General features: G+C 29.7%; 23 protein-coding genes. 4 read left to right on the top strand and 19 right to left on the bottom strand.

Going from position 1 to position 22,061, the window contains the following annotated elements; all coding sequences use genetic code 11:
* Positions 1–12: 12 nt before the first annotated feature.
* The 19 genes from OWK30_RS01700 to OWK30_RS01610 form a co-directional block, all read right to left on the bottom strand.
* Complete coding sequence (locus OWK30_RS01700) at positions 13–684, bottom strand: flagellar brake protein (RefSeq protein ID WP_423322979.1); 672 nt, start codon at positions 682–684, stop codon at positions 13–15.
* Between the two features lie 5 nt (positions 685–689).
* The gene (locus OWK30_RS01695) at positions 690–2,183 is read right to left on the bottom strand and encodes an ATP-binding protein (RefSeq protein ID WP_423322977.1); all 1,494 of its coding nucleotides are present in this window, start codon (positions 2,181–2,183) and stop codon (positions 690–692) included.
* Entirely contained in the window at positions 2,176–3,159 is a 984-nt protein-coding gene (locus OWK30_RS01690) for a response regulator (RefSeq protein WP_423322975.1), read from the bottom strand. Before OWK30_RS01690 ends, OWK30_RS01695 begins: the two co-directional genes overlap by 8 nt.
* 111 nt (positions 3,160–3,270) lie before the next feature.
* Positions 3,271–4,146, bottom strand: a complete 876-nt coding sequence (locus OWK30_RS01685) for a DMT family transporter (protein WP_423322973.1) — start codon at positions 4,144–4,146, stop codon at positions 3,271–3,273.
* A 60-nt stretch (positions 4,147–4,206) separates the two neighbouring features.
* On the bottom strand, positions 4,207–5,508 hold the full coding sequence (locus OWK30_RS01680) for a phenylacetate--CoA ligase family protein (protein ID WP_423322971.1): 1,302 nt from the start codon (positions 5,506–5,508) through the stop codon (positions 4,207–4,209).
* Between the two features lies 1 nt (position 5,509).
* On the bottom strand, positions 5,510–6,238 hold the full coding sequence (locus tag OWK30_RS01675; protein WP_423322969.1) for an ABC transporter ATP-binding protein: 729 nt from the start codon (positions 6,236–6,238) through the stop codon (positions 5,510–5,512).
* Positions 6,231–6,986 carry an ABC transporter ATP-binding protein gene (locus OWK30_RS01670; RefSeq protein ID WP_423322967.1) on the bottom strand — a complete coding sequence of 252 codons (756 nt, stop codon included), beginning with the start codon at positions 6,984–6,986 and terminating at the stop codon, positions 6,231–6,233. The genes OWK30_RS01675 and OWK30_RS01670 overlap by 8 nt, the downstream gene beginning before the upstream one ends.
* A complete protein-coding gene (locus OWK30_RS01665) occupies positions 6,973–7,908 on the bottom strand; it encodes a branched-chain amino acid ABC transporter permease (RefSeq protein ID WP_423322965.1) in 936 nt (311 codons plus the stop codon). Before OWK30_RS01665 ends, OWK30_RS01670 begins: the two co-directional genes overlap by 14 nt.
* Positions 7,905–8,768, bottom strand: coding sequence for a branched-chain amino acid ABC transporter permease (locus OWK30_RS01660; protein ID WP_423322963.1), 864 nt, complete (start codon positions 8,766–8,768; stop codon positions 7,905–7,907). The genes OWK30_RS01665 and OWK30_RS01660 overlap by 4 nt, the downstream gene beginning before the upstream one ends.
* Before the next feature lie 61 nt (positions 8,769–8,829).
* A complete protein-coding gene (locus tag OWK30_RS01655) occupies positions 8,830–9,954 on the bottom strand; it encodes an ABC transporter substrate-binding protein (protein WP_423322961.1) in 1,125 nt (374 codons plus the stop codon).
* A gap of 20 nt (positions 9,955–9,974) precedes the next feature.
* The gene (locus OWK30_RS01650; protein ID WP_423322959.1) at positions 9,975–10,406 is read right to left on the bottom strand and encodes an ACT domain-containing protein; all 432 of its coding nucleotides are present in this window, start codon (positions 10,404–10,406) and stop codon (positions 9,975–9,977) included.
* A gap of 13 nt (positions 10,407–10,419) precedes the next feature.
* On the bottom strand, positions 10,420–11,721 hold the full coding sequence (locus OWK30_RS01645) for a phenylacetate--CoA ligase family protein (protein ID WP_423322957.1): 1,302 nt from the start codon (positions 11,719–11,721) through the stop codon (positions 10,420–10,422).
* Positions 11,722–11,813: 92 nt separating this feature from the next.
* Complete coding sequence (locus tag OWK30_RS01640; RefSeq protein WP_423322955.1) at positions 11,814–12,368, bottom strand: helix-turn-helix domain-containing protein; 555 nt, start codon at positions 12,366–12,368, stop codon at positions 11,814–11,816.
* A gap of 30 nt (positions 12,369–12,398) precedes the next feature.
* Entirely contained in the window at positions 12,399–12,671 is a 273-nt protein-coding gene (locus OWK30_RS01635; RefSeq protein WP_423322953.1) for an HU family DNA-binding protein, read from the bottom strand.
* A gap of 70 nt (positions 12,672–12,741) precedes the next feature.
* Positions 12,742–13,572, bottom strand: a complete 831-nt coding sequence (speB, locus tag OWK30_RS01630; protein WP_423322951.1) for an agmatinase — start codon at positions 13,570–13,572, stop codon at positions 12,742–12,744.
* The gene (gene speE, locus OWK30_RS01625; RefSeq protein WP_423322949.1) at positions 13,569–14,402 is read right to left on the bottom strand and encodes a polyamine aminopropyltransferase; all 834 of its coding nucleotides are present in this window, start codon (positions 14,400–14,402) and stop codon (positions 13,569–13,571) included. The genes speB and speE overlap by 4 nt, the downstream gene beginning before the upstream one ends.
* A 31-nt stretch (positions 14,403–14,433) precedes the next feature.
* Positions 14,434–14,829, bottom strand: coding sequence for an adenosylmethionine decarboxylase (speD, locus tag OWK30_RS01620; RefSeq protein ID WP_423322947.1), 396 nt, complete (start codon positions 14,827–14,829; stop codon positions 14,434–14,436).
* Positions 14,830–15,019: 190 nt separating this feature from the next.
* Positions 15,020–15,982, bottom strand: coding sequence for an ADP-glyceromanno-heptose 6-epimerase (gene rfaD / locus OWK30_RS01615; protein WP_423322945.1), 963 nt, complete (start codon positions 15,980–15,982; stop codon positions 15,020–15,022).
* 98 nt (positions 15,983–16,080) lie between these two features.
* Positions 16,081–16,506, bottom strand: coding sequence for an FKBP-type peptidyl-prolyl cis-trans isomerase (locus OWK30_RS01610; RefSeq protein WP_423322943.1), 426 nt, complete (start codon positions 16,504–16,506; stop codon positions 16,081–16,083).
* A 182-nt stretch (positions 16,507–16,688) separates the two neighbouring features.
* Between OWK30_RS01610 and OWK30_RS01605 the strand changes: the two genes are divergently transcribed.
* From OWK30_RS01605 to OWK30_RS01590, 4 genes are read left to right on the top strand one after another with little or no spacing between them, the layout of a single operon-like run.
* Complete coding sequence (locus tag OWK30_RS01605) at positions 16,689–18,020, top strand: NOL1/NOP2/sun family putative RNA methylase (protein ID WP_423322941.1); 1,332 nt, start codon at positions 16,689–16,691, stop codon at positions 18,018–18,020.
* A complete protein-coding gene (locus tag OWK30_RS01600; RefSeq protein ID WP_423322939.1) occupies positions 18,017–19,300 on the top strand; it encodes a diguanylate cyclase in 1,284 nt (427 codons plus the stop codon). The genes OWK30_RS01605 and OWK30_RS01600 overlap by 4 nt, the downstream gene beginning before the upstream one ends.
* Positions 19,297–20,538: a L,D-transpeptidase family protein gene (locus tag OWK30_RS01595; RefSeq protein WP_423322937.1), complete on the top strand. Its 1,242-nt coding sequence runs from the start codon at positions 19,297–19,299 to the stop codon at positions 20,536–20,538. The genes OWK30_RS01600 and OWK30_RS01595 overlap by 4 nt, the downstream gene beginning before the upstream one ends.
* The gene (locus tag OWK30_RS01590; RefSeq protein WP_423322935.1) at positions 20,535–21,974 is read left to right on the top strand and encodes a M14/M99 family metallopeptidase; all 1,440 of its coding nucleotides are present in this window, start codon (positions 20,535–20,537) and stop codon (positions 21,972–21,974) included. Before OWK30_RS01595 ends, OWK30_RS01590 begins: the two co-directional genes overlap by 4 nt.
* Positions 21,975–22,061 lie beyond the last annotated feature (87 nt).

Here is a 22,061-nt window from a genome sequence, read left to right as displayed (position 1 = left end):
ATCCCCCAAACGTTATTTTTGCATTTTTTTTAATTCTATTTGACGTTTAAAGACATATTGTATTATTTTATCCCTATCATTTTCTCTTATTGATATAAATTCAATTCCTGCTTCATATTTATTGTTTAGATTTATAACTCTGACAACCTTTCCAAAAATCTCTTTTATATTATTAATTGTGTTATTAAAATCTAATTCAACAATATTTTCTACTTTTAATGGTAATTCTGTAACAAGTTTAACTCCTCCACCAGAAATATCTTTAATAATTCCGTAATCACATTCTTTTAACATTTCAGGGATATTATCGTTAGCATTATAATTGATTTTACATATAATAATTTTAAGATATGTTTCTACTCGAAAATATCTTCTAAGCTCTTTTCTTGTTAAAAAACTAGGCTTAGTTATTTTTAGCATTAAAATGTTTTCTTTAATTCTTTCTACAACTTCACTATTGAAACTAAATCTACCTTTATCAGTGATAAATGAAACTTCAATTTTTGTTCCAGGAGTTAAAGGGGCTGGGATGGCGTTTTTAGTGGGGACAGTGATATAAAGAAAATCTTTGTTAACTATTTCTATTCTAGAATCGTATCTATCTTGAAATTCACCGGATAACACATCTACTGTGACTTTTATATTAGGTTCTAAAAAATTGTCTACATGTGTAATTTTTTCCATTATATTTATTCCTTTTCATATTTAGGGAATTTAATAACGAATTTTGTGCCGTTTTTCCCAGTTTTAAATGTTATATTAGCGTTATGATCTTCTACTATTTTTTTTACTATTGCTAATCCTAGTCCTGTTCCTTTACCTTCAGGCTTTGTTGTAAAGAAAGGGTCAAAGATTTTATTTCTAATTTCTTCAGGAATTCCATTTCCATTATCTGTTATTTCAAGAAATATATTTTTGTCATCAGAATGTGTTTTAATATGAATTTCTGGGTTTTCTTTTTCGTTTGCAGCGTGATTGGCATTAATTAGTATATTTAATACCAACTGCTCTATACTCGTTTTATTACCTAAAATTAGAGGAAGATTTTCATCAAGATTAAAAACAACATTTACATTTCCTCTCTTAATTTCATATTCACTAAAAGCAAAAACTGTTTTTATTATATGATTGATATTTAGAGGGTATTTTTTCCCTGATGGTTTTCTTGTGAAAGTCATAAGATTATTAGATAGAGTAGAAATTCTATCAATTCCAAATTCAATTTTTTCTAAAATTGAAAGTTGATTTTCATTATTAATTGTATTCTTTAGCGCAGTAAGATAGTTTTTTACGGCAGTAATTGGATTGTTTATTTCATGAATGATTCCCGATGTTATTTGTCCTATTGTGGCTAATTTCTCAATATGTTGAACATTTTCTTCAAATTTTTTGATATTGGTGATTTCTTTAAGAGTTACTAGGTAATTATTGTCTATAGTAGAAAAAGTTGTGAGAAAAAAACGTTTTGAATCATTGTTTAAAGTAAGATATATCCCACTTAATTTATTAAGTTTAATTAAATTGTCTTTTAAATCTTCTAAGGGGTAGTCAATTGTAGAAAAAATATCAAAAAAATAAGAAGTGTTTAAGAATTTGTTGTCAGTTATTTTAAGTTTTAATCCTTCAGTGTTCATATATTCTATAGTAAAATCTTTTTTTATTATGAAAATTGCATCCGGTAATGAACTAAGAATTTTATTAAGTTTATAATTCAAATTTAACACTATTTTTTCTAATTTAACTAATTCTTCAGTTTTATGTTTTAATGATACGCTTATTTCTTTTGATAGGAAATCTATTTCTTTTTCATCAAATTTTCTTTGTTCAATATATGTTATAATTTCTTTGCCGAATTTTTGCGGATCTATTGGTTTTGTATAAAAGGCATCACAGCCTGCAAGCATAGATAATTTTTCATAGTTACTATCCGAAACAGCTGTTAAAGCAATAATGGGAATGTGATTCGTTGCCTTGTTAGATTTTATAATTGCTGCAGCCTCATATCCTTTCAATTTTGGTAAGTTAATGTCCATAATTATTAAATCAGGTGCTATTTTTTCTGCAAGTTCTATTGCTTCAAGTCCATCTTTAGCTAAGATTACTTTTATATTGTATTTTTTTAAAACTAGCTCTACGAGCTTGAAACTTTGAAAGTCATCTTCTACATATAAAACTCTAAACATTTTTACCCCAGACAGGTATTTTGAGAAGCAAGTTCTTGTTGTGTAACTCTAAAGATGTGCCAGTTATTTCTAAGATTGTTTTGTAATAATTATCTTTTTTTAATGTTTCTAGTAATATCATGTTTATTTCTTTTTTAATCACACAATCCAAATAAGAGTTATTAATATTTAATAATAGCTCTATTGTTGTATTTGTTTCACATAAAGATAATATAAAACTTAAAGATGTGTCAAATAAATATTTAACGAATTCGAGATTTTGATAAATATTTATATCTTCTAATGAATAATTGATGCTTACTGGATATTTTTTTTCTAAATATTCAACAAATTCTTTGATTTTAAAAGAGTGACATATTATGGTTTTAGATAGTATTTGAGTTTGAAAGAAACTCAATGTTTTATTAATTAAATCGATATAATTATATAATTTATCAAGTATTAAGTCTTGTCTTATATTATTGTTTTTGATATCAATTATTAATGATGTTATGGGTGTTTTTAATTCATGAGATATAATTTCAACTATATTATCAGAAATATATTTAGTTTCTGATGGATTTACCTGATTGTTTTTTACAGTATTTTTTATTCTTCGATTTTTGTTATAATTTCTAGTGTTGTGAACTTTAATGAGATATTCTACCATTTTGTCTATATTAACGGGTTTTTCAATAAATCCATCAAATCCTGCTTCGTAAACAGATTTTACTGTATGTTTGTCAGTATAGCCAGAAATAGCAATAACGGTTATTTTATCCAATACTTTTTCTCTTTTTAAACTTTCTATAATGTCGAAGCCATTTATGTCAGGCAAATTTAAATCAATTAAGGCAATATCAGGTTGTTCTGTTAGTAAAAGTTTTAGCCCTTCTCTGCCTGATTTAGCAGTAACAAAATCTGGAAATATTTCTTTTAAGATTTTTTTTATTAATAGTAAATTATTTTTGTTGTCCTCAATGTATAAAATTTTCATAATGTTATGATAACATAGGGTAAATGATGTGTAAAGAAGATATACTGAATTTTGAATGGGGAATTTGAGCTAAAAAATTAAAGTTTAATGTTAAGGTTTTTATTTAGTTTTTTAATTGTTTTTGTTGAAAGTTAATAAAAAAATACCAATGAAAATAAAAGTAATACCTATTATAGAATAAAAGTTAGGTTTTTCTTTAAGGATAGTAATGCCTAAAATTGTTGCTGTTAATGGCTCCATAAGAGACAATGTTGCTGTAGTAGAGACTTTTACAAATTTTAAACCTCTTATAAAAAACATATAAGAGATAGCTGTTGCGAATAATCCTAAATGAAGAGAAACGGCAATTCCTCTGAGAGTAAAAATCCAACTATTATCATAAATAAAAAGAATGGGACTGAGCAGAATTGCCCCACCTAAAAATAATACTGCCATAACTGAGTCCACAGTATGCTTTATAATAAGTTTTTTACTGATCATAGTGTAAAAAGAATAAGAAAAGCCTGCCATTAATGCTAGTAGTATACCAAATAAGTTAAAGTTTAAATCATATTTTTTTCCACCAAAGCTTATAAAGAATAATCCTAATAATGCGAGGATAGTGCTGATGAGCCATTTTTTATGAATTTTTTCTTTCAAAAATAATATGGATAAAATACCCGCAGAAATGGGTGCACTCCCTATACCTACTACAGTTCCCACAGCGACACCAGCAAGTTTAACACCATAAAAAAAAGTTATTTGATATAAAGCCACTCCTATCATGCCAGTAAATGTGAGAAGCCTAGGCCATGGAGAAGAATCTTTGAATTCTCTTTTTAAGATTGCTATCAGCATTAGAGCTAAACCACCAATAAGGATTCTTAAAGTTCCAATTACTGCTGATGATGCATTCTCAGGGGCAAGTCCTTGTGCTGTGCCCGTTGTTCCCCACAGCATTGCTGCAATTAAGATAAAAATGGAGCCTTTAATTTCTTTGTTCAGCATCCAGTAGATTTTATTGAATTGTTGAGAAAAATCAATTATTAAATAACTCAAAATGTATTATTACTGATGCCTTTCATCAACCACTCGTTTTGCTTTTCCCTCAAAGCGTTCTAATGATTTTGGTTCTACAAGTTTTACCTTTGGTTTAATACCAAGATAATTAAAAAGCCTGTCAGTTATCTGATCAAGAATTTCTTTTTGTCGTTTCATCTCATCAAAAAACAGATTTTCAGAAACTTCTAGATGTATTTCCATCATATCCAGAGCACCTTTCTTCTTAACATATATCATGAAATGAGGAGTAGTGTGTTCTATTTCTTTTAAGGCCTCTTCAACCTGTGATGGAAAAATATTTACACCATTTACTATAATCATATCATCTGTTCTACCAGAAGGTTTTTCCATTTTGATGAAAGTTCTTCCGCACTTGCAATTATCTCTGTAAATTCTTGTAATATCTCTTGTTCTGTATCTAATTAAAGGCATTGCTTCTTTTGTAAGAGTGGTGATGACAAGTTCTCCTTTCTCTCCTTCAGGTAATACTTCTCCAGTATCTGGATCGATAACTTCTACATAAAAATGGTCTTCATTTATGTGTAATCCGTTTTTATAAAGACACTCACCAGAGACACCTGGACCTATTATTTCACTAAGTCCGTAATTATCTGTAGCAATTATACCTAATTTTGCTTCGATTTCATTTCTTATTTTTTCACCCCATGGTTCACTACCTAAAAGACCATATTTTAAATGCAAATCGTTTTTAGATATTTCCATTGATTCTAATGTTTCGGCTATATGCAATGCGTAGGAAGGGGTGCAGATTAAAACAGTGCTTCTATAATCTTGCATTATCATTATTTGCCTTCTAGTATTTCCACTTGATACGGGGATAACACTTGCTCCAATATGTTCTGCTCCATAATGTAAACCAAACCCACCTGTGAAAAGGCCATAAGTAAAGGCGATATGAACTATGTCTTCTTTTGAAACTCCCCCTGCTACCATGATTCTTGCTACAAGATTTTTCCAGGTTTCAAGATCCCTTTTTGTGTAGCCTACTACAGTAGGTTTACCAGTTGTTCCGCTTGATGAGTGAATTCTAACAATATCTTTTAGTGGTACGGCAAACATTCCATAAGGGTAATTGTCTCTTAAATCTTGTTTTGTGGTAAAAGGTAGTTTTTTGATATCTTCAAGAGATTTAATATCATCAGGTGTTATATTATACTTATTAAATACTTTATTATAAAATTCTACATTATTATAAACTCTGTTTAGTGTGGATTGAAGTCTCTCTAATTGAAGTTGTTTTAACTCAGATAAAGAGATGGTTTCTTCGCTCATTTGCCACATTCTCATATTATCTCTCCCACTTCTCTTTGTATTCTTTACCTAAATAAGCTCTTAAAAGTTCATTGTCATTCAATAATTCATTACTTTTTCCTTGTAAAATAATTCTTCCGTTTTCAAGGACATAACTTCTGTCAGAATATTTTAAAGCAATTTTGGCATTTTGTTCCACAAGGAAAATTGTAAGCCCGGAGTTTTTTAAAAAAGATAACTTTTCGTAAAGTTCAGTTATTACTTTAGGAGCAAGTCCCATAGATGGTTCATCCATGAGTAATATTTTGGGGCTAGACATCAACGCTCTTGAGATGGCAAGCATTTGTTGTTCACCACCCGAAAGCATTCCGGCCTGTTGCTTTCTTCTTTCCTTTAGAATAGGAAAGATGTTGAAGAGGAATTCTAAATTTTCAGTAATTTTATTTTTGTTTTTTATGGTAAAAGCCCCCATCTCAAGATTTTCTTCTACGGTCATATCTGTAAAAATCCTTCGACCTTCAGGTACAAAACCGATGCCTAGATGTACTATTTTTTCATGTTTTAAATTTGTTATGTTTTTACTGTTGAAATATATTTCCCCTTCTTTTTTTTGGATATGTCCCATTATAGAATTTAAAAGTGTGGTTTTACCGGCTCCGTTTGAACCTATTAGTGATACAAACTCTTTAGGTTTAATATGTATTGAAACATTTTTTAAAGCTTTAATTTTCCCATAATATGAGGTTAATGAAGTAACTCTAAGCATCTTCATCTCCAAGGTAAGCCTTCAAAACCTCAGGATTGTTTCTGATTTCAATATATGAACCCTCAGCAATAATTTTCCCAAAATTTAAACAGTATACTTTGTCCGCAAGACTTGAGATGAAGTTCATGTCATGTTCTACCATTAATATGGTGATTCCTTCGTTCTTAAGCTTCTTAATGAGCTCTATCATTTTTTCTTTTTCAAAATTGTTTAAACCTGCAGCAGGCTCATCTAGTAACAGTAGAGCTGGTGAAGACAGATAGCTTCTTGCTAATTCAAGGTATTTGAGCACGCCATAAGGAGCTTCATCAGGAGTCTTATCTTTCCATTCAGAAATTCCAAAAAGCTCAAGAGTATAATCTAATGTTTGTTCGATTTCTTTTCTAAATTTTTTATCAAAACGAAAAAAGTTTTTGAAGTAATATTTTTTTATCTTTTTTTTCAACAGTCCTAAAATTAAATTATCCTTTATCGTTACTTCATTAATAATTTTAAGATTTTGAAATGTTCTAGAAATTCCTTTTTGGTAAATAACATTGGGAGGTTTATAAGATATATTTTCATTTTTAAAGAAAACTTTTCCACTGTATTTGGTTATGAAACCAGTAATAACGTTAAATAAAGTGGTTTTACCGGCACCATTTGGTCCAATTAATGCAACTATATTTCCTGGTTTTACATTAATATTTACATCTACTAGTGCTTTAATTCCACCAAAATTTACGCAAATATGTTCAGTTTTTAACAATTTTTAACCTCTTAAAAAAACCAACTATTCCATAAGGGAAAAATATAATACAGAATGCTAAAATTCCACCATATATGATTATTTCATAATCTTCAAAAGAAGCAAAAAGCTCTGGTATCAATGAAATTATTATAGCTCCTATAATTCCTCCATAGGTAGTTCCTAATCCACCAATTATTGTCATTGCTAATATTTCAATGGAATAATTTATTCCTATAGAAGAAGGGCTTATAAACTGGGAATAAAATGCATAGAATGAGCCTATCATGGATGAATAAGCAGCTATGACAGCAAATAGTATAACTTTTTCTTTCTTAAAGTTAATTCCAAAAGCACTGGAAGCGTGTTCTGATTCTCTGATAAAACGAAAGTCATAACTTATGAAAGACTTATCAAAAAGTTCAAGTAATATTAAACTAAATAGATAGAGTATAGCAAACAGAATAAAATTCTTTATTTCAGTATCAAATTCTAGTCCGAATACTGAAAAATAAGGAATTCCTACCAAACCTGAAGGACCACCTGTAAACATGTCTAGTTCGTTTGCAAAAATATAGATAATCATTCCAAAACCTAAAGTTGCCATTGCCAGATAGTGTCCATGTAATTTTAGGGCTGGATAGCCGACGAGTAATGCTACAGAAAAAGTCACAATAATTCCAATTAAAACTGTTAGAAAGGGGGAAAATGAGTAATGTACTGTCAGTATACCTGAAAGATATGCTCCTATGCCGAAAAAAGCTGCTTGACATAAAGAAATAATACCTGCGTAACCAAGTAAAATGTTTAATCCTGAAGCTAAAATGGCATTTATCATAATATATGTAATAAGACTAAGATAATAATCGTTTTTTACTGTTGAGCCGATTATTATAATTAATATTATATTAAAGATGAAAAACGTTTTGTTTAACGGTTTCATACTCTATCAGCTTTCTTTTTTCCTAATATTCCATTTGGCAAAACAAATAAAATAATGAGCAAAATAATAAAAGCAAAAGCGTCTTTATAACCAGAAGGTAACACAGAAGCAAAAAAACTTTCTGTTATAGCTAGAAAAAATCCGCCCACAATGGCGCCTGAAAATCTGCCTAGCCCTCCAAAAATTGCAGCAGAAAACCCTTTTAAACCTGTCATAATTCCGTCGTTATATGTGACAAATGTAATAGGAGTGATAAGGATTCCGGCAATGCAACCAATGGTAGCAGCAATAGCAAATGATAGCATTTTTATCTTATTAACACTTATACCACAATTTGATGCTGCATAGGGGTCATTATGACATGCTCTAAATGCTTTTCCATATTTAGTAAACTTGAAGAAAAAAGAAAGTAAAGTTGCTACAACAATAGAGACTACAATAACCAGCAGACTACTTGTAGTTAAAACCCCTCCTGGCATAGAAATGGTTTTTTCAGTAATGTAAGGGTCAACTTTCAACGAATCTCTGCCCCAGATAATCATAGATGCTCCACGCAAAATAATTGCAAGGGCCAGTGTTATAGTTATGAGGTTTATTTCAGTTTTTATTTTGATACTATTAAGGAATAATCTTTCAGTAATTATTCCTAGAATAAATGATGATGCTAAAGCAACTATAAAAGAGATGTAAATAGGAAAATTTAAATAATGCAAGGCGGTATATATCAACATACCACCTAGCATTACAAATTCACCTTGAGCAAAATTGATTATTCCAGTAGTATTGTATATAATATTAAATCCTATTGCAACAAGGGTGTAAATGCTCCCTGTTGTAAGACCAGAATATAAAAATTGCATAGTTGTTATAATTTCCTTACAATTTGTGTATATATATGCATTTTTAAAATAATGCCATTAACTACTGATGAATTAACTTCCAATTACCGTTTACAATTTTAACCATTATAAAAGCATCTTTTGTTAGACCGTTATGGTCTTTTTTGGTGAAATTAAATTCACCATAGGTGCCTTTATATCCTTTTATGGTTTCTATCGAATTAGCTATTTTATGTTTGTCTTTACCGACATTTTCTAAAGCTATTTTTAAAATGTTCATTGCATCATACGCATGACCACCGAAAGTGGAAACTTCACTTTTGTATTTAGTCTCATAATTTTTTTTGTATTTTAAAAGTATTTTTTTGAAAGGGTCTTTATCTGATAACTGATCAGCAACAATTAATCTGCCTGCAGGCAGTATGATGTTTTCTGCAGCACTACCAGCTAAAGCTATGAATTTCTTGGAAGCAACTCCATGGCTCATTACTAACAAAGCATTAATGTTAAGTTCTTTAAAGTTTTTAGCAACAATTGCAGGTGCAGGGCCTACTCCCCAACAAATCACTGCATCAGGTTTTGCTGATGCTATCTTAGATAGCTGACTTTTCATATCTTTATCTGTATCTTTAAATTTCTCGTCTGCTACAATATTTATATTCATTTCTTTTGCTTTTTTTAGCAGAGCATCACGACCGGAGTATCCAAATCCACTTTGGGCAGTGATTATAGCAACTTTTTTTAACCTTTTGGATAAAAGGTATTCATAAATTTTTTCAACTGCGTGGATATCAGATGGTGCAACCTTGAATACTTCTTTGTATAAAGGATTTATAATTCTATTACTAGAAGCACAACTTATTACAGGTAGCTTGTATTTTTTTGCAAGATCTTTGATGGCAAGAGTAGAGCCACTTCTGGTTGGGCCTATCACTGCTAATACTTTATCTTTTGTGGCAAGTCTTATAAACTTTTTTCTTGCCTCACCATCTATTCCTTTGGTGTCATAAAAAATTATTTTTATTTTTTCTCCATTTATGCCACCTTTTTTATTTATTTCTTCTACAACCATATCCAATGTTCGTTTTTCAGGAAGTCCCAAAAAGGAGGCAGGACCACTTGTAGAAAATAAGGCACCTATTTTCATTTCTGCATATGAAGTAACACTTAAAATTGCAAAAAAAACAATAAGTAATATTTTTTTCATCCCTTACTCCTAGATTTATTTTATAAACCGTAGATTTCTTCACCCTTTATTGTTTTAATGCCATTATTGTTTAGTGCTTCTATAGCTTTATCGGTTTCATCAAAGCGAAATATCATAATTGCACAATCACCACTTCTTTCAACAAAAGCGTACATGTATTCTACATTTATATTATTATCTTTTAAAATTTTTAAGATTTTTGCCAATCCTCCTGGTGAATCAGGGACTTCTACAGCGATAACTTCTGTTTTTCCAACAGTGAATTCATTTTCTCTTAATTTTCTATATGCTTTTTCAGGATCATTTACAATAAGTCTTAAAATCCCAAAGTCTGATGTATCTGCTAATGATAGAGCGCGAATATTTATGTTGTTTTTTCCTAAAAGATCACATACTTCCCATAACCTCCCGGATTGATTCTCTATAAAAATAGATATTTGAGTAATTTTCATTGTTGCCTCCTGATTAAATCTTTCTTTTATCAATAACCCTTTTTGCTTTACCCTGACTTCTTTCTATAGTTTTAGGTTCTACAAGTCTTATTTTTGCAGAAATTCCTATCATTTCTTTTATGCTTTTTTCTATACTAGTTTCAAGTTGTTGTAATTTCTTTATTTCATCAGAGAAGAATTCTTCATTAACTTCTACGAGTATTTCCAGAGTATCAAGATTATTTTCTCTATCGACTATAATGAGATAATGAGGCAGAATACCTTTTGTTTCCATCAAAATAGATTCGATTTGTGAAGGGAAGACATTTACACCTCTTATGATTAACATATCATCACTTCTACCCATGACTTTTTCCATTCGAACAAAAGTTCTTCCACAAATGCAAGGTGCTTTAATGAGTCTTGTAATATCTCTTGTTCTATACCTGATAAGAGGGATTGCTTCCTTGGTTAATGTTGTGAAAACAATTTCTCCTTTTTCACCATAAGGAAGTTGTTCGCCCGTTTCTGGATCTATAATTTCAACTAAAAAATGATCTTCATTGATATGCATTCCGTTTTTAGCTTCTACACACTCAAAAGCAACTCCTGGACCGATTACTTCACTTAATCCGTAAATATCAATAGCATCTATTCCCCATTTTTCTTCAATTTCTTTTCTCATTTCATTTGTCCATGGTTCAGCACCGAACACACCTACTTTAACAGGTAATTTTTTTAAACTTATACCAAGTTCTTCAGCCACTTCATATAGATTGAGAGCATAAGATGGGGTGCATGAAATTGCTGTTGTTCCAAAATCCTGCATTATCATAATCTGTTTTTTAGAGTTACCACCAGAAATAGGGATTACTGAGGCACCAATTAGTTCTGCTCCATAATGAGCACCAAGACCTCCTGTGAATAAGCCATAACCATAAGCATTTTGAAGGACGTCTCCTTTTCCTACACCTGCTGCCTGAAATGTTCTTGCCATAATCTCTGCCCAGGTGTTTATGTCACGTTTTGTGTAACCAACTACGGTCGGTTTTCCTGTGGTGCCACTTGAAGCATGTATTCTAACAACCTGTTCTTTTGGAACAGCAAATAGTCCAAAAGGATAATTATCTCTTAAATCTTGTTTTGTTGTAAAAGGTAATCTTCTAAGGTCGTCAAGACTTTTTATTTGTTCAGGTCTTACACCGGCTTCGTCAAGCTTTTTCCGATAAAAGGGTACTGTTGCATAAACTCTTTCCACTAAATTTTGTAATCTTTTAAGTTGTAATGCTTCAAGAGCTTCTCTAGGGAGGGTTTCGTACTCTTCATTCCATATCATTTGTAGCTCCAAAAAATATTTATTTAACCGGTTAAATAATAACAAAATATGTATTTTAAGTCAAATATTATTTAACTTTGTTAAAATGATTTTTATTTTGGTAGGTAAATCCAAAGAACTTTTGCAGGTAAATTTTTTTTATTTTTAACTTTATGTTTTTTATGAGACTGAAAATAAAAATAATTACCATGTGTGATGGTATGAATCTGGTTGTTTAATGTTAGTTCTATTTCACCTTCTATAACATAACCAAATTCTTCGCCCTCATGTTTTATCTCTTGATGATAGCCACCGCCTGGAGGAATTTCTACAAGGTATGTTTTCATTTTTAAAAGAGGGTTCTTTATTAAAAGATATAAATTGTAAAGATCTTTTTTGGCGTAGATAAGTTCAGCATCTTTATCAAATTGGAAGCTTTCTTTGTTAAGATGAATATCTTTTTCATCATTTTCTAGAAGATCTGAGATGTTGACTCCAAAAAAATTTGTTATGGCTTTTAACGTAGCCATAGATGGTATAGCTTTACCATTTTCTATCATAGAAATATAACTTTTTGTTTTGCCAATTGCTTTTGCAAGCTGATTGAGACTATAGCCTTGAGATTTTCTAAGATTTCTTAATTTTTCACCAAGGATGTTATTTTTCATAAGGGGGGAAACGGCTCTTTTTGGAGCCGTTTATTTTACAGATTCTTTAAATATTTTTCCAGCTGTAAATTTTGGTGTTTTTGTTGCTGGGATTATAATTTCTTCACCAGTTTGAGGATTCCTACCTTTTCTTTCTTTTCTTTCACTTACAGAAAAAGTGCCAAAACCTACAAGTGTAACTTTGTCTCCAGATTTAAGTGCTTCAATTACAGTTTCTTCAAAAGCAGCAAGTGCTCTTTCAGCTTCGGCTTTTTTCAAACCAGCTTTTGATGCAATTTTTTCAATCAATTCTTTTTTGTTCACATCTACCTCCTAAATATATTTATTATTAAAGACAGCGTTCAATAGCTTATATATCATAAAAAAAGAGATTTCAAACAAAAATTAAAATATCTCTGATAATTTTTGTTGCGACTATGGTAGATACTTTTGAGTTATCGTAATCAGGAGCTAATTCAACCACATCGCAACCTACGATATTTAGATCTGAAAGAGCATATAATTTATTCATGAGTGAATTGAAACTTATCCCTCCTGGTTCTGGTGTGCCAGTACCCGGGAAAACAGACGGGTCAAGAATATCCAAATCTATTGTGATGTAAACAGGAGTATTTCCTATTATTCTATTTACTTCATCAAGGCCTCTGTTCAGTAAGTTGTTTTTACGAATAATTTCAAATTCTTCTTTTGTACCGCTTCTAATTCCATATTGAAAAATTTTATCAAGACCTATTAGCTCTGAAATTCTTCTAATAACAGTGGCATGAGATAATTTTTCACCTAAATAATCATCTCTTAGGTCAGCGTGAGCATCAAAATGTATAAGGAAAAGATCAGGATATTTTTTTAGATAACTTTTTATTATAGGGAGCGTTATAAGGTGTTCTCCCCCTATTGATAGGATTTTTTTGTCATGATAGACAAATTTTTCTATTTCTTTCTCAATTTTTTTAAGAATATCTAATTTGTTTCCAAAAGATAGTTCTAAATCACCGATGTCACAGACTTTTTTGTCATGTAGATCTTTGTTTTGTATTGGTGAAAATGTTTCTAAAGCATAAGAAGCTTTTCTGATTTCATCAGGAGCAAACCTTGAACCTGGACGATAACTGCTAGTACCATCATAAGGTATACCTAATATAATAATTTCAGAATCATTAAAATTATTATTGCATTCAATAAAACAGTTTGAAATAGGATTCATAGAACTTCCTTTGCAAAATTAGGTAATGCAAAACAGCCATAAAAGATATCTTTGTTAAAATATTTAAAAGATTTTTCCATATTTTTAATATCAGAAATTCTTGGGTTGTCGTTGAACCTATATTTTTTAGAGGCAAATGCAAATGCCCACATTCCACTTGGATAAAACGGAATAAAAGACAAATACATAGCTACTATAGGGAAAACCGCTTTTAAGTTATTGAACATATCTTTTTGAATATTTGTATAATAATAAGGATTTTCTGCCTGAGCTACCATAATACCGTCATCTTTTAAACATTTGAAGACATGTCTATAGAATTCTTGTTTGAATAATCCTTCAGCTGGTCCGATAGGATCGGTGGAATCGATGATTATCACATCAAAACTATCTTTATTGTCTTTAATAAATTTAACTCCATCATCAATCATTAGATTTAATTTTGGATTATCAAAAGCTGATGCTACTGTTGGTAAAAATTCTTTTGATTTTTCAACGACCATTCCGTCGATTTCGCACATAACACATTTTTTAACAATATCATGTTTTACAACTTCTCTTGCAGTCCCACCATCACCACCACCAATAATCAGAACATTTTCTGGGTTAGGATGAGCATAAAGTGGTACATGTGCAATCATTTCGTGATATGCAAATTCATGTGCTTCAGTAAGCATTATAAAATCATCAAGTAATAATATTCTGCCTAAATCTTCCGATTCTAAAATATCAATTTTTTGATAGGGTGATTTACCACTATATAGAGTTTTTTTTATTTTTATGGAGAAAGCTGTATTGTTTTCATATTTTTCTGTGAACCAAAGTTCCATGATATCCTCCTACTAATTACTCATACTAGTTTCAAATTGCAGCATTGATCGGTTTGTGTCTTAGTTCACCTTGAATGTCGTTTAACTGGCCTCTTTTCATTTCAATAGTTGATGTATGAGATGCTTTTAAGATTTTTTTGAGATGTTCGAAGGCGATCCATGGATCCACTGTATCTCCACAGGTAAACAGATCAACTGCGGCATAACCATATTCCGGCCATGTATGAATTGTAAGATGTGATTCAGCTATAACTACAACACCGCTTACTCCGTAAGGACTAAATGTGTGAAATGTACTATTAATAATTGTAGCGCCACTTTTTTTTGCAGCTTCTTGCATTTCTTTATCTAAAAGCTCATTATTATTTAAAATGTCAGTATCACAACCATAAAATTCAACTAGTATATGTCTTCCAAGTGCTTTCATTAACACCTCCATTTAAAAAAGATCAAAAAAAGTAATATTTCCGTTTTTTTTTATTTTAATTCAAAGGCACGAACTTATAAATTAAATGAAAAAATATGTCAATAATAAAAAATATAGAAAATTACAATTATTTGATAAGTATATTGTTTAATGTTTTCTTAGGCTAAAAAAAATTAATGTAAGGAAAATTTTAATAAATTTTATAATTTTTCATTAAAAAATTTGTTACATAATCCTGAATTCCTTCTTCTAATGAGTAAAATTTCTCTGGATAACCTAAATTAAAAAGTTTTTCCATATTAGCTTCTGTAAAATATTGATATTTGTCTCTGATGTCTTCTGGCATATCTATGTAATGAATTTTTCCTTTACCATAGTTTTTTATTACATTGTTTGCTAAGTCATTGAAACTTCTTGCTTTACCTGTTCCTAAGTTATAAATTCCGCTGTTTTTTGATTTTGAGAAAAGGTAATAAATTACTTTTGCAATATCTTTTACGTAAATAAAGTCTCTTTTTTGTTCACCATGTTTATAATTTTTTCTGTGAGATTTAAACAGTTTAATGACCCCGGTTTCTTTTAATTGATTAAATGCATGAAATATAACGCTTGCCATTCGACCTTTGTGGTATTCGTTAGGTCCGTAAACATTAAAAAACTTTAAACCGGCCCAAAAAGGTGGTTTTTCTGTTTGTTTTAAAACCCAAATATCAAATAGTTGTTTAGAAAATCCATAAGGGTTTAAAGGCCTTAATTCAGGTATTGTTGATTCGTCATCATTGTAGCCATGTTCACCATTACCATATGTTGCTGCACTGCTAGCATATATTATAGGGATTTTATTTAAAGATGCATATTGAAATAGTTTTTTACTATATTCATAGTTAACCTTCATAAGGTAGTTTAAATTAAATTCTGTAGTATCGGTACATGCTCCCATATGAATAATGAAATCAATATTGTTAAAGTTATCTAAAGAATCTATAAATTTTTCTCTATCTATAAAGTCTATAAATTTTTTTCCTACTAAATTTTTCCATTTGGTTTTTTCTCCGAGTCTATCTATACACATTATATCAGAAATTCCGTTATTATTTAGGTGTCTTAAAATTACACTACCAATGAAACCAGCCGCCCCTGTTAATACTATCATTCCATACCTCTTAAAAATTTTGTTATAAAGATTTAATATAATTTAGATGATTTTGTAAATAATATTTCAAATAAAACACGGGGAAGTTCCCCTGTGTTTTATTTGATGTCGATGATTTCTATAGAATAGGTAAGTGTTTGACCTGCTAAAGGATGGTTAAAATCGATTTTTACATATTCATCAGTTAATTCTAAAACCTTCCCTCTATAAAGATTGTTTTGTTCATCTTCTAAATCGATATACATATCTTTTTTGATTGAAGGATCTAATTGAATTTCATCACGTGGTATTTCTGTTACAAGACTTTCATTGTAAGGTCCAAAAGTGTCATCTGGGCTTAAGACTACATCTTTTTTGTCGCCAACTGTCATTCCCAAAATTTGCTCCTCTAAAACTGGTAAAAGTTGATTTTGCCCCATTTCTGCGGTTAATGGTTCTTCATGTGTTACGGTATCTACTACTGTTCCATCTTCTAGTGTAACAGTGTAGACAAATGTTACTGTTGAATCGTTCTTTACTGTCATAAAAAATCTCCTTTAAAAAAATTTGTAAAATGCTAGCACATTTACCCATTAAAATAAATAGAAATTTTAAAAATGCCATATAAAGTTAAATATCTTAGTATTTTTTTGTTGTAAAAACAAGAAAGATTAACTACTATAGTAAATTATGGTTCTTTTTTAATAAGTGATTTGATATATAACGTATGAATAAGGATTTTTTAGTAAAATATAAAAAATTATTAGGTGATGAATTTGATCCATTTATTGGTTCACTGAAAAAGCAAAAAAATAAATTTGTTAGGGTAAATTGTGCAAGAGATATTAACTATTTGATAGAACTTGATCATTTAGGTGTGAAATATAAATTAGATAATCATTTTAAAAACGTAATTAGGCTTATTGATGATGAGTTTGTATGTTCTAATACTATATCTTTTAAAACAGGAGGTTTTTACATTCAGAATCCTTCTTCTTTAATTCCTGTAAAGTTTTTATTGGAACAAATAAGAAATGTTAAAGAGCCTATAATTCTTGATATGGCAGCATCACCTGGTGGTAAGACTACAGCATTGAGTGAATATTTAAAAAGAAAAGGTTTGATTGTAGCTAATGAACCTTCTAGGAAAAGATTAAAAAACTTACAGTTTAACATTGAAAAATATGGTGCATGGAATGTAACAACAATATCATATGATGGTAGATATTTACATAAATTTTGTGATAGTGTTTTTGATGCTATTTTGCTTGATGCGCCATGTAGTAATGAAAATAAAATTTTTAGAGATAAAACTGTGCTAAATTCTTGGTCTGAAGAGTTAGTTAATAAATTGTCTAAACTTCAAAAAGAATTAGTTGACTCTGCTGTTAAGCTGTTGAAAAAAGGCGGAATTTTAATATATTCAACATGTACTTTTTCACCTGAAGAAAATGAAGATATTGTGAAGTATATTTTAGATAAATATGATATGGAATTGTTGGATTTGAATAAAAATAATTTTTCCGAAGGGTTGTCAGGTGATATGTTTATAGATGAAAGAGTGGTAAGGGTTTTTCCTCATGGTAAATCTTTGGTTGGTTATGATGGATTTTTTGTGGCTGGGTTTAGAAAAAATTTTGGTGATGAGGTATTGGCTAAAGTAAGCAGAAGCAATGTTTCAGATTATAAATTACAAGTGAATGATTCTCATTTTTTTTATGAATCGCGAGGTTATTTGTTTCTATCTTCAAAATATTTAATTGAAGGTATAAAATACGAAAGAAATGGAATTAGGTTTGCAAAATTGATTGGTAATGAAATTGAGTATTCAACTCAATGTTGCTGGGAGTTTGGGGGTAAAATAAATATGGACAGTTTAGAGGTAGATTATGACACTGCAATGACATTTTTAAAGGGTAACGATTTAATTATAGATAAGGAAGTGAAGAATAAAAGGGGGGTACTTTTCTTTAAAAATATACCTGTTGGGATGTTTAAAAATGTTAATGGAAAATTGAAAAATAAGATTGATAGGTATTTTATTAGAGGTTTACCATGAGAAAAGTTTTAGTAGTGGAAAATAGTGATTTTTTCTCGACAATTTTGAAGAATAACCTAAGTATGTTAAATTATTTAGTAGATACAGCTAGTTGTGTATCTGAGGCTTGGCAAAAGCTGCAAAAAAATATTTATGATTTGGTTACATTAGATGTTTGTTTACCAGATGGTAATGGATATGAATTCTGTAAAAAAATAAAAAACGATCCACGATATTATAAAATTCAAATTGCTATTATTACTTCTGATGCAAGTGAAAATGAAAAAAAGAAGGCTTATGAGGTAGGTGCAGTAGCTTTTTTTAGTAAGAGAGATAATTTAAAGAAGCTTATTGAGTTCATTACTAATATTGATATTCTTATTAAAACAATTGATTATAGTGGAAATAATGTTATGTTGATTGAGGATAGTAAAACTCAAAATTTGTACATTAAAGGCTTGTTGGAGTATGCAGGAATTAATGTTTATAGCTATTATAGCATTAAAGAAGCGAGAGAAATGATAAATATAAGTATGCCAAAAATTGACTTGGTGATACTTGATTACTATATGGATGACGGGACATCTAAAGAGTTTATTAAATTCTTAAAGTCAATAAAACTTTATGAGCATACCCCGATTATGATGATTACGGTTGCAAATGAACCCTTTGTAAAATATGATTTGTTTTTATTAGGTGCATCAGATTTTCTATCAAAGCCGTTTGATGTGGGGGAATTTTATTTAAGAGTCAAATCACATTTACGAATAAAATACCTTATAGATATGTTGGATACCAAAAATAAGATGTTATCTATTTTAGCAACAACAGATGATTTAACAAAAATTTATAACAGAAGGTTTTTTTGGGAAGTTGCCAGGAAAGAGGAGACTAGAGTAAAAAGGTATGGAAGCGTATATTCAATTATTATGTTAGATATAGATGATTTCAAAAAAATAAATGATACTTATGGACATGGTGTTGGTGATTACGTGCTAAAAAAATTAGCAGAAACTATTAAATATAGTTTAAGGAATTCTGATACATTGGCAAGATTTGGTGGAGAAGAGTTTATAGTTTTACTTCCGGAAACTGATAAGGATAAAGCATTTTTAGTTTCTGAAAAGATTAGGAATAAAGTGGAGAAAATAGTGTTTGATGATATAGACGAGAAAATAACTGTTAGTTTAGGAGTAGCAAGTCGTGACGAAGTTAATAGCCTTGATGAAGTAATAAAGCTTGCTGATAATAGATTATACAAAGCAAAAGAGACAGGAAAAAACAAGGTGGTGATAGAATGATTATGAGATTAATACTATTATTTTTAATTCTAATTTGTAGTATTAATGGATACTCACAGTATTTAGGTAATATTTTCACTAAAGGTGTCAAAAGTGACTATATTTTTATAGTTGATAAAGAGGCTAAAAAGTTAAAAGTTGTAGAAATTGTCAATGATGAGATAAGTGTTATTCAAGAATATGGCAATATTTTACTCGGTGAAATCGAGGGTGATAAACAGAAAGAAGGTGACAAGAAAACACCTGAAGGGGTTTATAAAATAATAAGTTTTATCCCACCATCAAAGCTGTCAAAAATTTATGGAGATGGAGCGTACCCTTTAAATTATCCAAATCCTGTGGATAAAATTCTTGGTAAAACTGGTTATGGCATTTGGATTCACGGTTTAGAAGAAGGGGGAAATAAAACTTTTACCCAGGGGTGTGTAGCATTACATAATGGCGATTTAAAAAACTTGGGGACATTTAATCCAATAGGAAAGGATGTAATAATAACTAAAGAGACAAAATATTTAGATGTTACGGATTATATTTCTCAAAAAAGTTATTGGATAAACTATATAGATTCATATTTAAATTCTTGGGAAAATAATGATTTCCAGAAATTTAGTAACTTTTACCATATCTTATTCAAAAACAATATAGGACAGAATTTAAAAAAATATTTATTAATGAAGAAGAAATTAATGAACATTTACCCATATAAGAGGATATATGTTGATGAAATGAAGATTTTAAAAGAAGATGATAAAGAAGTTTTTATTAATTTTAGACAATTGTATTGTGCACCAAATTTACTCAATGAAGGGTATAAGCAATTGTTTTTGTATAATGATACAGGAAAATTCCAGATTATTTATGAATCTTATAAATCTACAAAAAACTATGAAATGCTGGAACAGTTTATCAAATCTTTTGTAGATAATTGGAAAAAATCTTGGGAAAGTAAAAATCTTGATAAATATATCACTTTCTATTCCAAAAAATTTTTTGCGAAAGGGTTTAAAAGGGATGGCTGGAAAGAGTATAAGAGAAACATTTTTAAAAAATATAAGAAAATCAGTTTAGAAATTAGTGATATGAATTTTAAAATAGTTAACCCACTATTAGTTGAAGTTGTTTTTAAGCAAAGGTATAAAGCTGATTCATTTGAAGACTATGGTTTAAAAAAGCTTATATTAAAAGGGTGTCCTGGAGATTATAAAATTTATAGAGAGTCATGGAGTAAAATTAAATGATTCGTTATTTTATCATACTCTTATTATTTACTTTTTCTTTTCCATTAAATGCTGCAGATGTTAAAAGGCCATCTACAATACATAAAGTATATTTTAAAGGTTCTGATTATGAACTACATGTTTATAAAATATATGGGAGAAGAGATGGTAAAACTATGCTTATTGTTGGGGGGATACAGGGAGATGAGCCTGGTGGTTTTTTGTCTGCAGATTTATATTCTGAACTTACATTGGAACAAGGTAATTTAATAGTTGTTCCAAGGGCAAACTTTAAGTCAATTATTCTTTTTAATCGTGGTGTTGATGGTGACATGAATAGGATATTCCATAAAAATAAAATTGAAACAGATATGGATAAAGTTGTTTCAATAATCAAAAATCTTATGTCAGAATCTGATATATTTCTTCACTTACATGACGGCTGGGGGTTTCATAATCCAAAGTATATTGATAATTTAAGAAATCCAAAACGATTTGGTCAGTCTATAATAACAGATGCTGATGAATTTAAATGTAAAAACGGAAAAGTGTTACCTTTAAGGGATTGGGCTTATGAGGTTTTAGAAGAGGTAAATGAGAAAATTGCAGATGAGCAATATTTTATGCACTATTTTAATACGAACACTGAAGATCCAAAAACTTCTTTTAAAGATATGAGAAAAACAGCTACATATTATGCATTGAAGACATATTGTATACCAGCTTTTGGCATAGAAGCATCTAAGAATTTGCCTACAGTAGAAATGAAGGTTTTACATCACAATTACGCGGTGAATGCATTTATGAAACTTTTTAATATTATACCAGAACAACCACAGATTTTCTTACCAAAACCTGAGTTCAAATATGTGGTATTACAAGTTAACGGTGAACCGCATATTATAGAAAACAACAAAATATTATATTTATCAAAAAACTCTCTTTTGGAAGTAATTCATATTGAATCAAATTATAAGAGAGGGTTGTCATGTGATGTTTTAGGAGTGAATGGTTTAAATGATATGGGAATACCTGTAAAAATTACAAAAGATACTGAAATTATCTTTAGAAAAGATAATAAAGTAATGGGAAGGATTTTTATAAAGATAAGTAAATCGTTAGATGAACAAAATTGGGTCTTTATAGTAGAGATTAATGGTAAAAAACGGGCTGTTATGAATGGTGAAAAAATTGTTTTAAAAAAGGGTGATGTTATTAAGTTGTTAAAGGTTTTTAGTGAAGGTGTTGTGGGTGATAACATAAAAATTAATTTTAAAGGATTTGTTCCTTCTAATGTTGTGAATAATACTGGAGATGATAGAGGATATAAGATTATAATTGACTCAAATTTCATGAAAAAGTATTCCCTTTACAAAGATAAAGAAGTTTATCCAGTTGTAGCAAAAAATAATAATATAACTTTAGCCACTTTTTATATTGAGATAAGAAATAAATAGTTGTCACTTTGTTTGTGTCAATTAACTAAGATGTTTACGGTACACAGCTGAATATTTTTTGAATGTACAGTGACTCACTTATTATAC

Source organism: Deferribacter abyssi (assembly GCF_049472655.1).
Classification (GTDB): domain Bacteria; phylum Chrysiogenota; class Deferribacteres; order Deferribacterales; family Deferribacteraceae; genus Deferribacter; species Deferribacter abyssi.
Note: the sequence above shows the minus strand (reverse complement) of the source record. Positions and strands in the feature narration are given on the sequence as shown.

Bases quoted from the DNA above. Each gene is read 5' to 3' on its own strand.
- OWK30_RS01700 (WP_423322979.1), bottom strand. From the start codon at position 684: ATGGAAAAAATTACACATGTAGACAATTTTTTAGAACCTAATATAAAA.
- OWK30_RS01695 (WP_423322977.1), bottom strand. From the start codon at position 2,183: ATGTTTAGAGTTTTATATGTAGAAGATGACTTTCAAAGTTTCAAGCTC.
- OWK30_RS01690 (WP_423322975.1), bottom strand. From the start codon at position 3,159: ATGAAAATTTTATACATTGAGGACAACAAAAATAATTTACTATTAATA.
- OWK30_RS01685 (WP_423322973.1), bottom strand. From the start codon at position 4,146: ATGCTGAACAAAGAAATTAAAGGCTCCATTTTTATCTTAATTGCAGCA.
- OWK30_RS01680 (WP_423322971.1), bottom strand. From the start codon at position 5,508: ATGAGAATGTGGCAAATGAGCGAAGAAACCATCTCTTTATCTGAGTTA.
- OWK30_RS01675 (WP_423322969.1), bottom strand. From the start codon at position 6,238: ATGCTTAGAGTTACTTCATTAACCTCATATTATGGGAAAATTAAAGCT.
- OWK30_RS01665 (WP_423322965.1), bottom strand. From the start codon at position 7,908: ATGAAACCGTTAAACAAAACGTTTTTCATCTTTAATATAATATTAATT.
- OWK30_RS01660 (WP_423322963.1), bottom strand. From the start codon at position 8,768: ATGCAATTTTTATATTCTGGTCTTACAACAGGGAGCATTTACACCCTT.
- OWK30_RS01655 (WP_423322961.1), bottom strand. From the start codon at position 9,954: ATGAAAAAAATATTACTTATTGTTTTTTTTGCAATTTTAAGTGTTACT.
- OWK30_RS01650 (WP_423322959.1), bottom strand. From the start codon at position 10,406: ATGAAAATTACTCAAATATCTATTTTTATAGAGAATCAATCCGGGAGG.
- OWK30_RS01645 (WP_423322957.1), bottom strand. From the start codon at position 11,721: ATGATATGGAATGAAGAGTACGAAACCCTCCCTAGAGAAGCTCTTGAA.
- OWK30_RS01640 (WP_423322955.1), bottom strand. From the start codon at position 12,368: ATGAAAAATAACATCCTTGGTGAAAAATTAAGAAATCTTAGAAAATCT.
- speB (WP_423322951.1), bottom strand. From the start codon at position 13,572: ATGAATCCTATTTCAAACTGTTTTATTGAATGCAATAATAATTTTAAT.
- speE (WP_423322949.1), bottom strand. From the start codon at position 14,402: ATGGAACTTTGGTTCACAGAAAAATATGAAAACAATACAGCTTTCTCC.
- speD (WP_423322947.1), bottom strand. From the start codon at position 14,829: ATGAAAGCACTTGGAAGACATATACTAGTTGAATTTTATGGTTGTGAT.
- rfaD (WP_423322945.1), bottom strand. From the start codon at position 15,982: ATGATAGTATTAACAGGGGCGGCTGGTTTCATTGGTAGTGTAATTTTA.
- OWK30_RS01610 (WP_423322943.1), bottom strand. From the start codon at position 16,506: ATGACAGTAAAGAACGATTCAACAGTAACATTTGTCTACACTGTTACA.
- OWK30_RS01605 (WP_423322941.1), top strand. From the start codon at position 16,689: ATGAATAAGGATTTTTTAGTAAAATATAAAAAATTATTAGGTGATGAA.
- OWK30_RS01600 (WP_423322939.1), top strand. From the start codon at position 18,017: ATGAGAAAAGTTTTAGTAGTGGAAAATAGTGATTTTTTCTCGACAATT.
- OWK30_RS01595 (WP_423322937.1), top strand. From the start codon at position 19,297: ATGATTATGAGATTAATACTATTATTTTTAATTCTAATTTGTAGTATT.
- OWK30_RS01590 (WP_423322935.1), top strand. From the start codon at position 20,535: ATGATTCGTTATTTTATCATACTCTTATTATTTACTTTTTCTTTTCCA.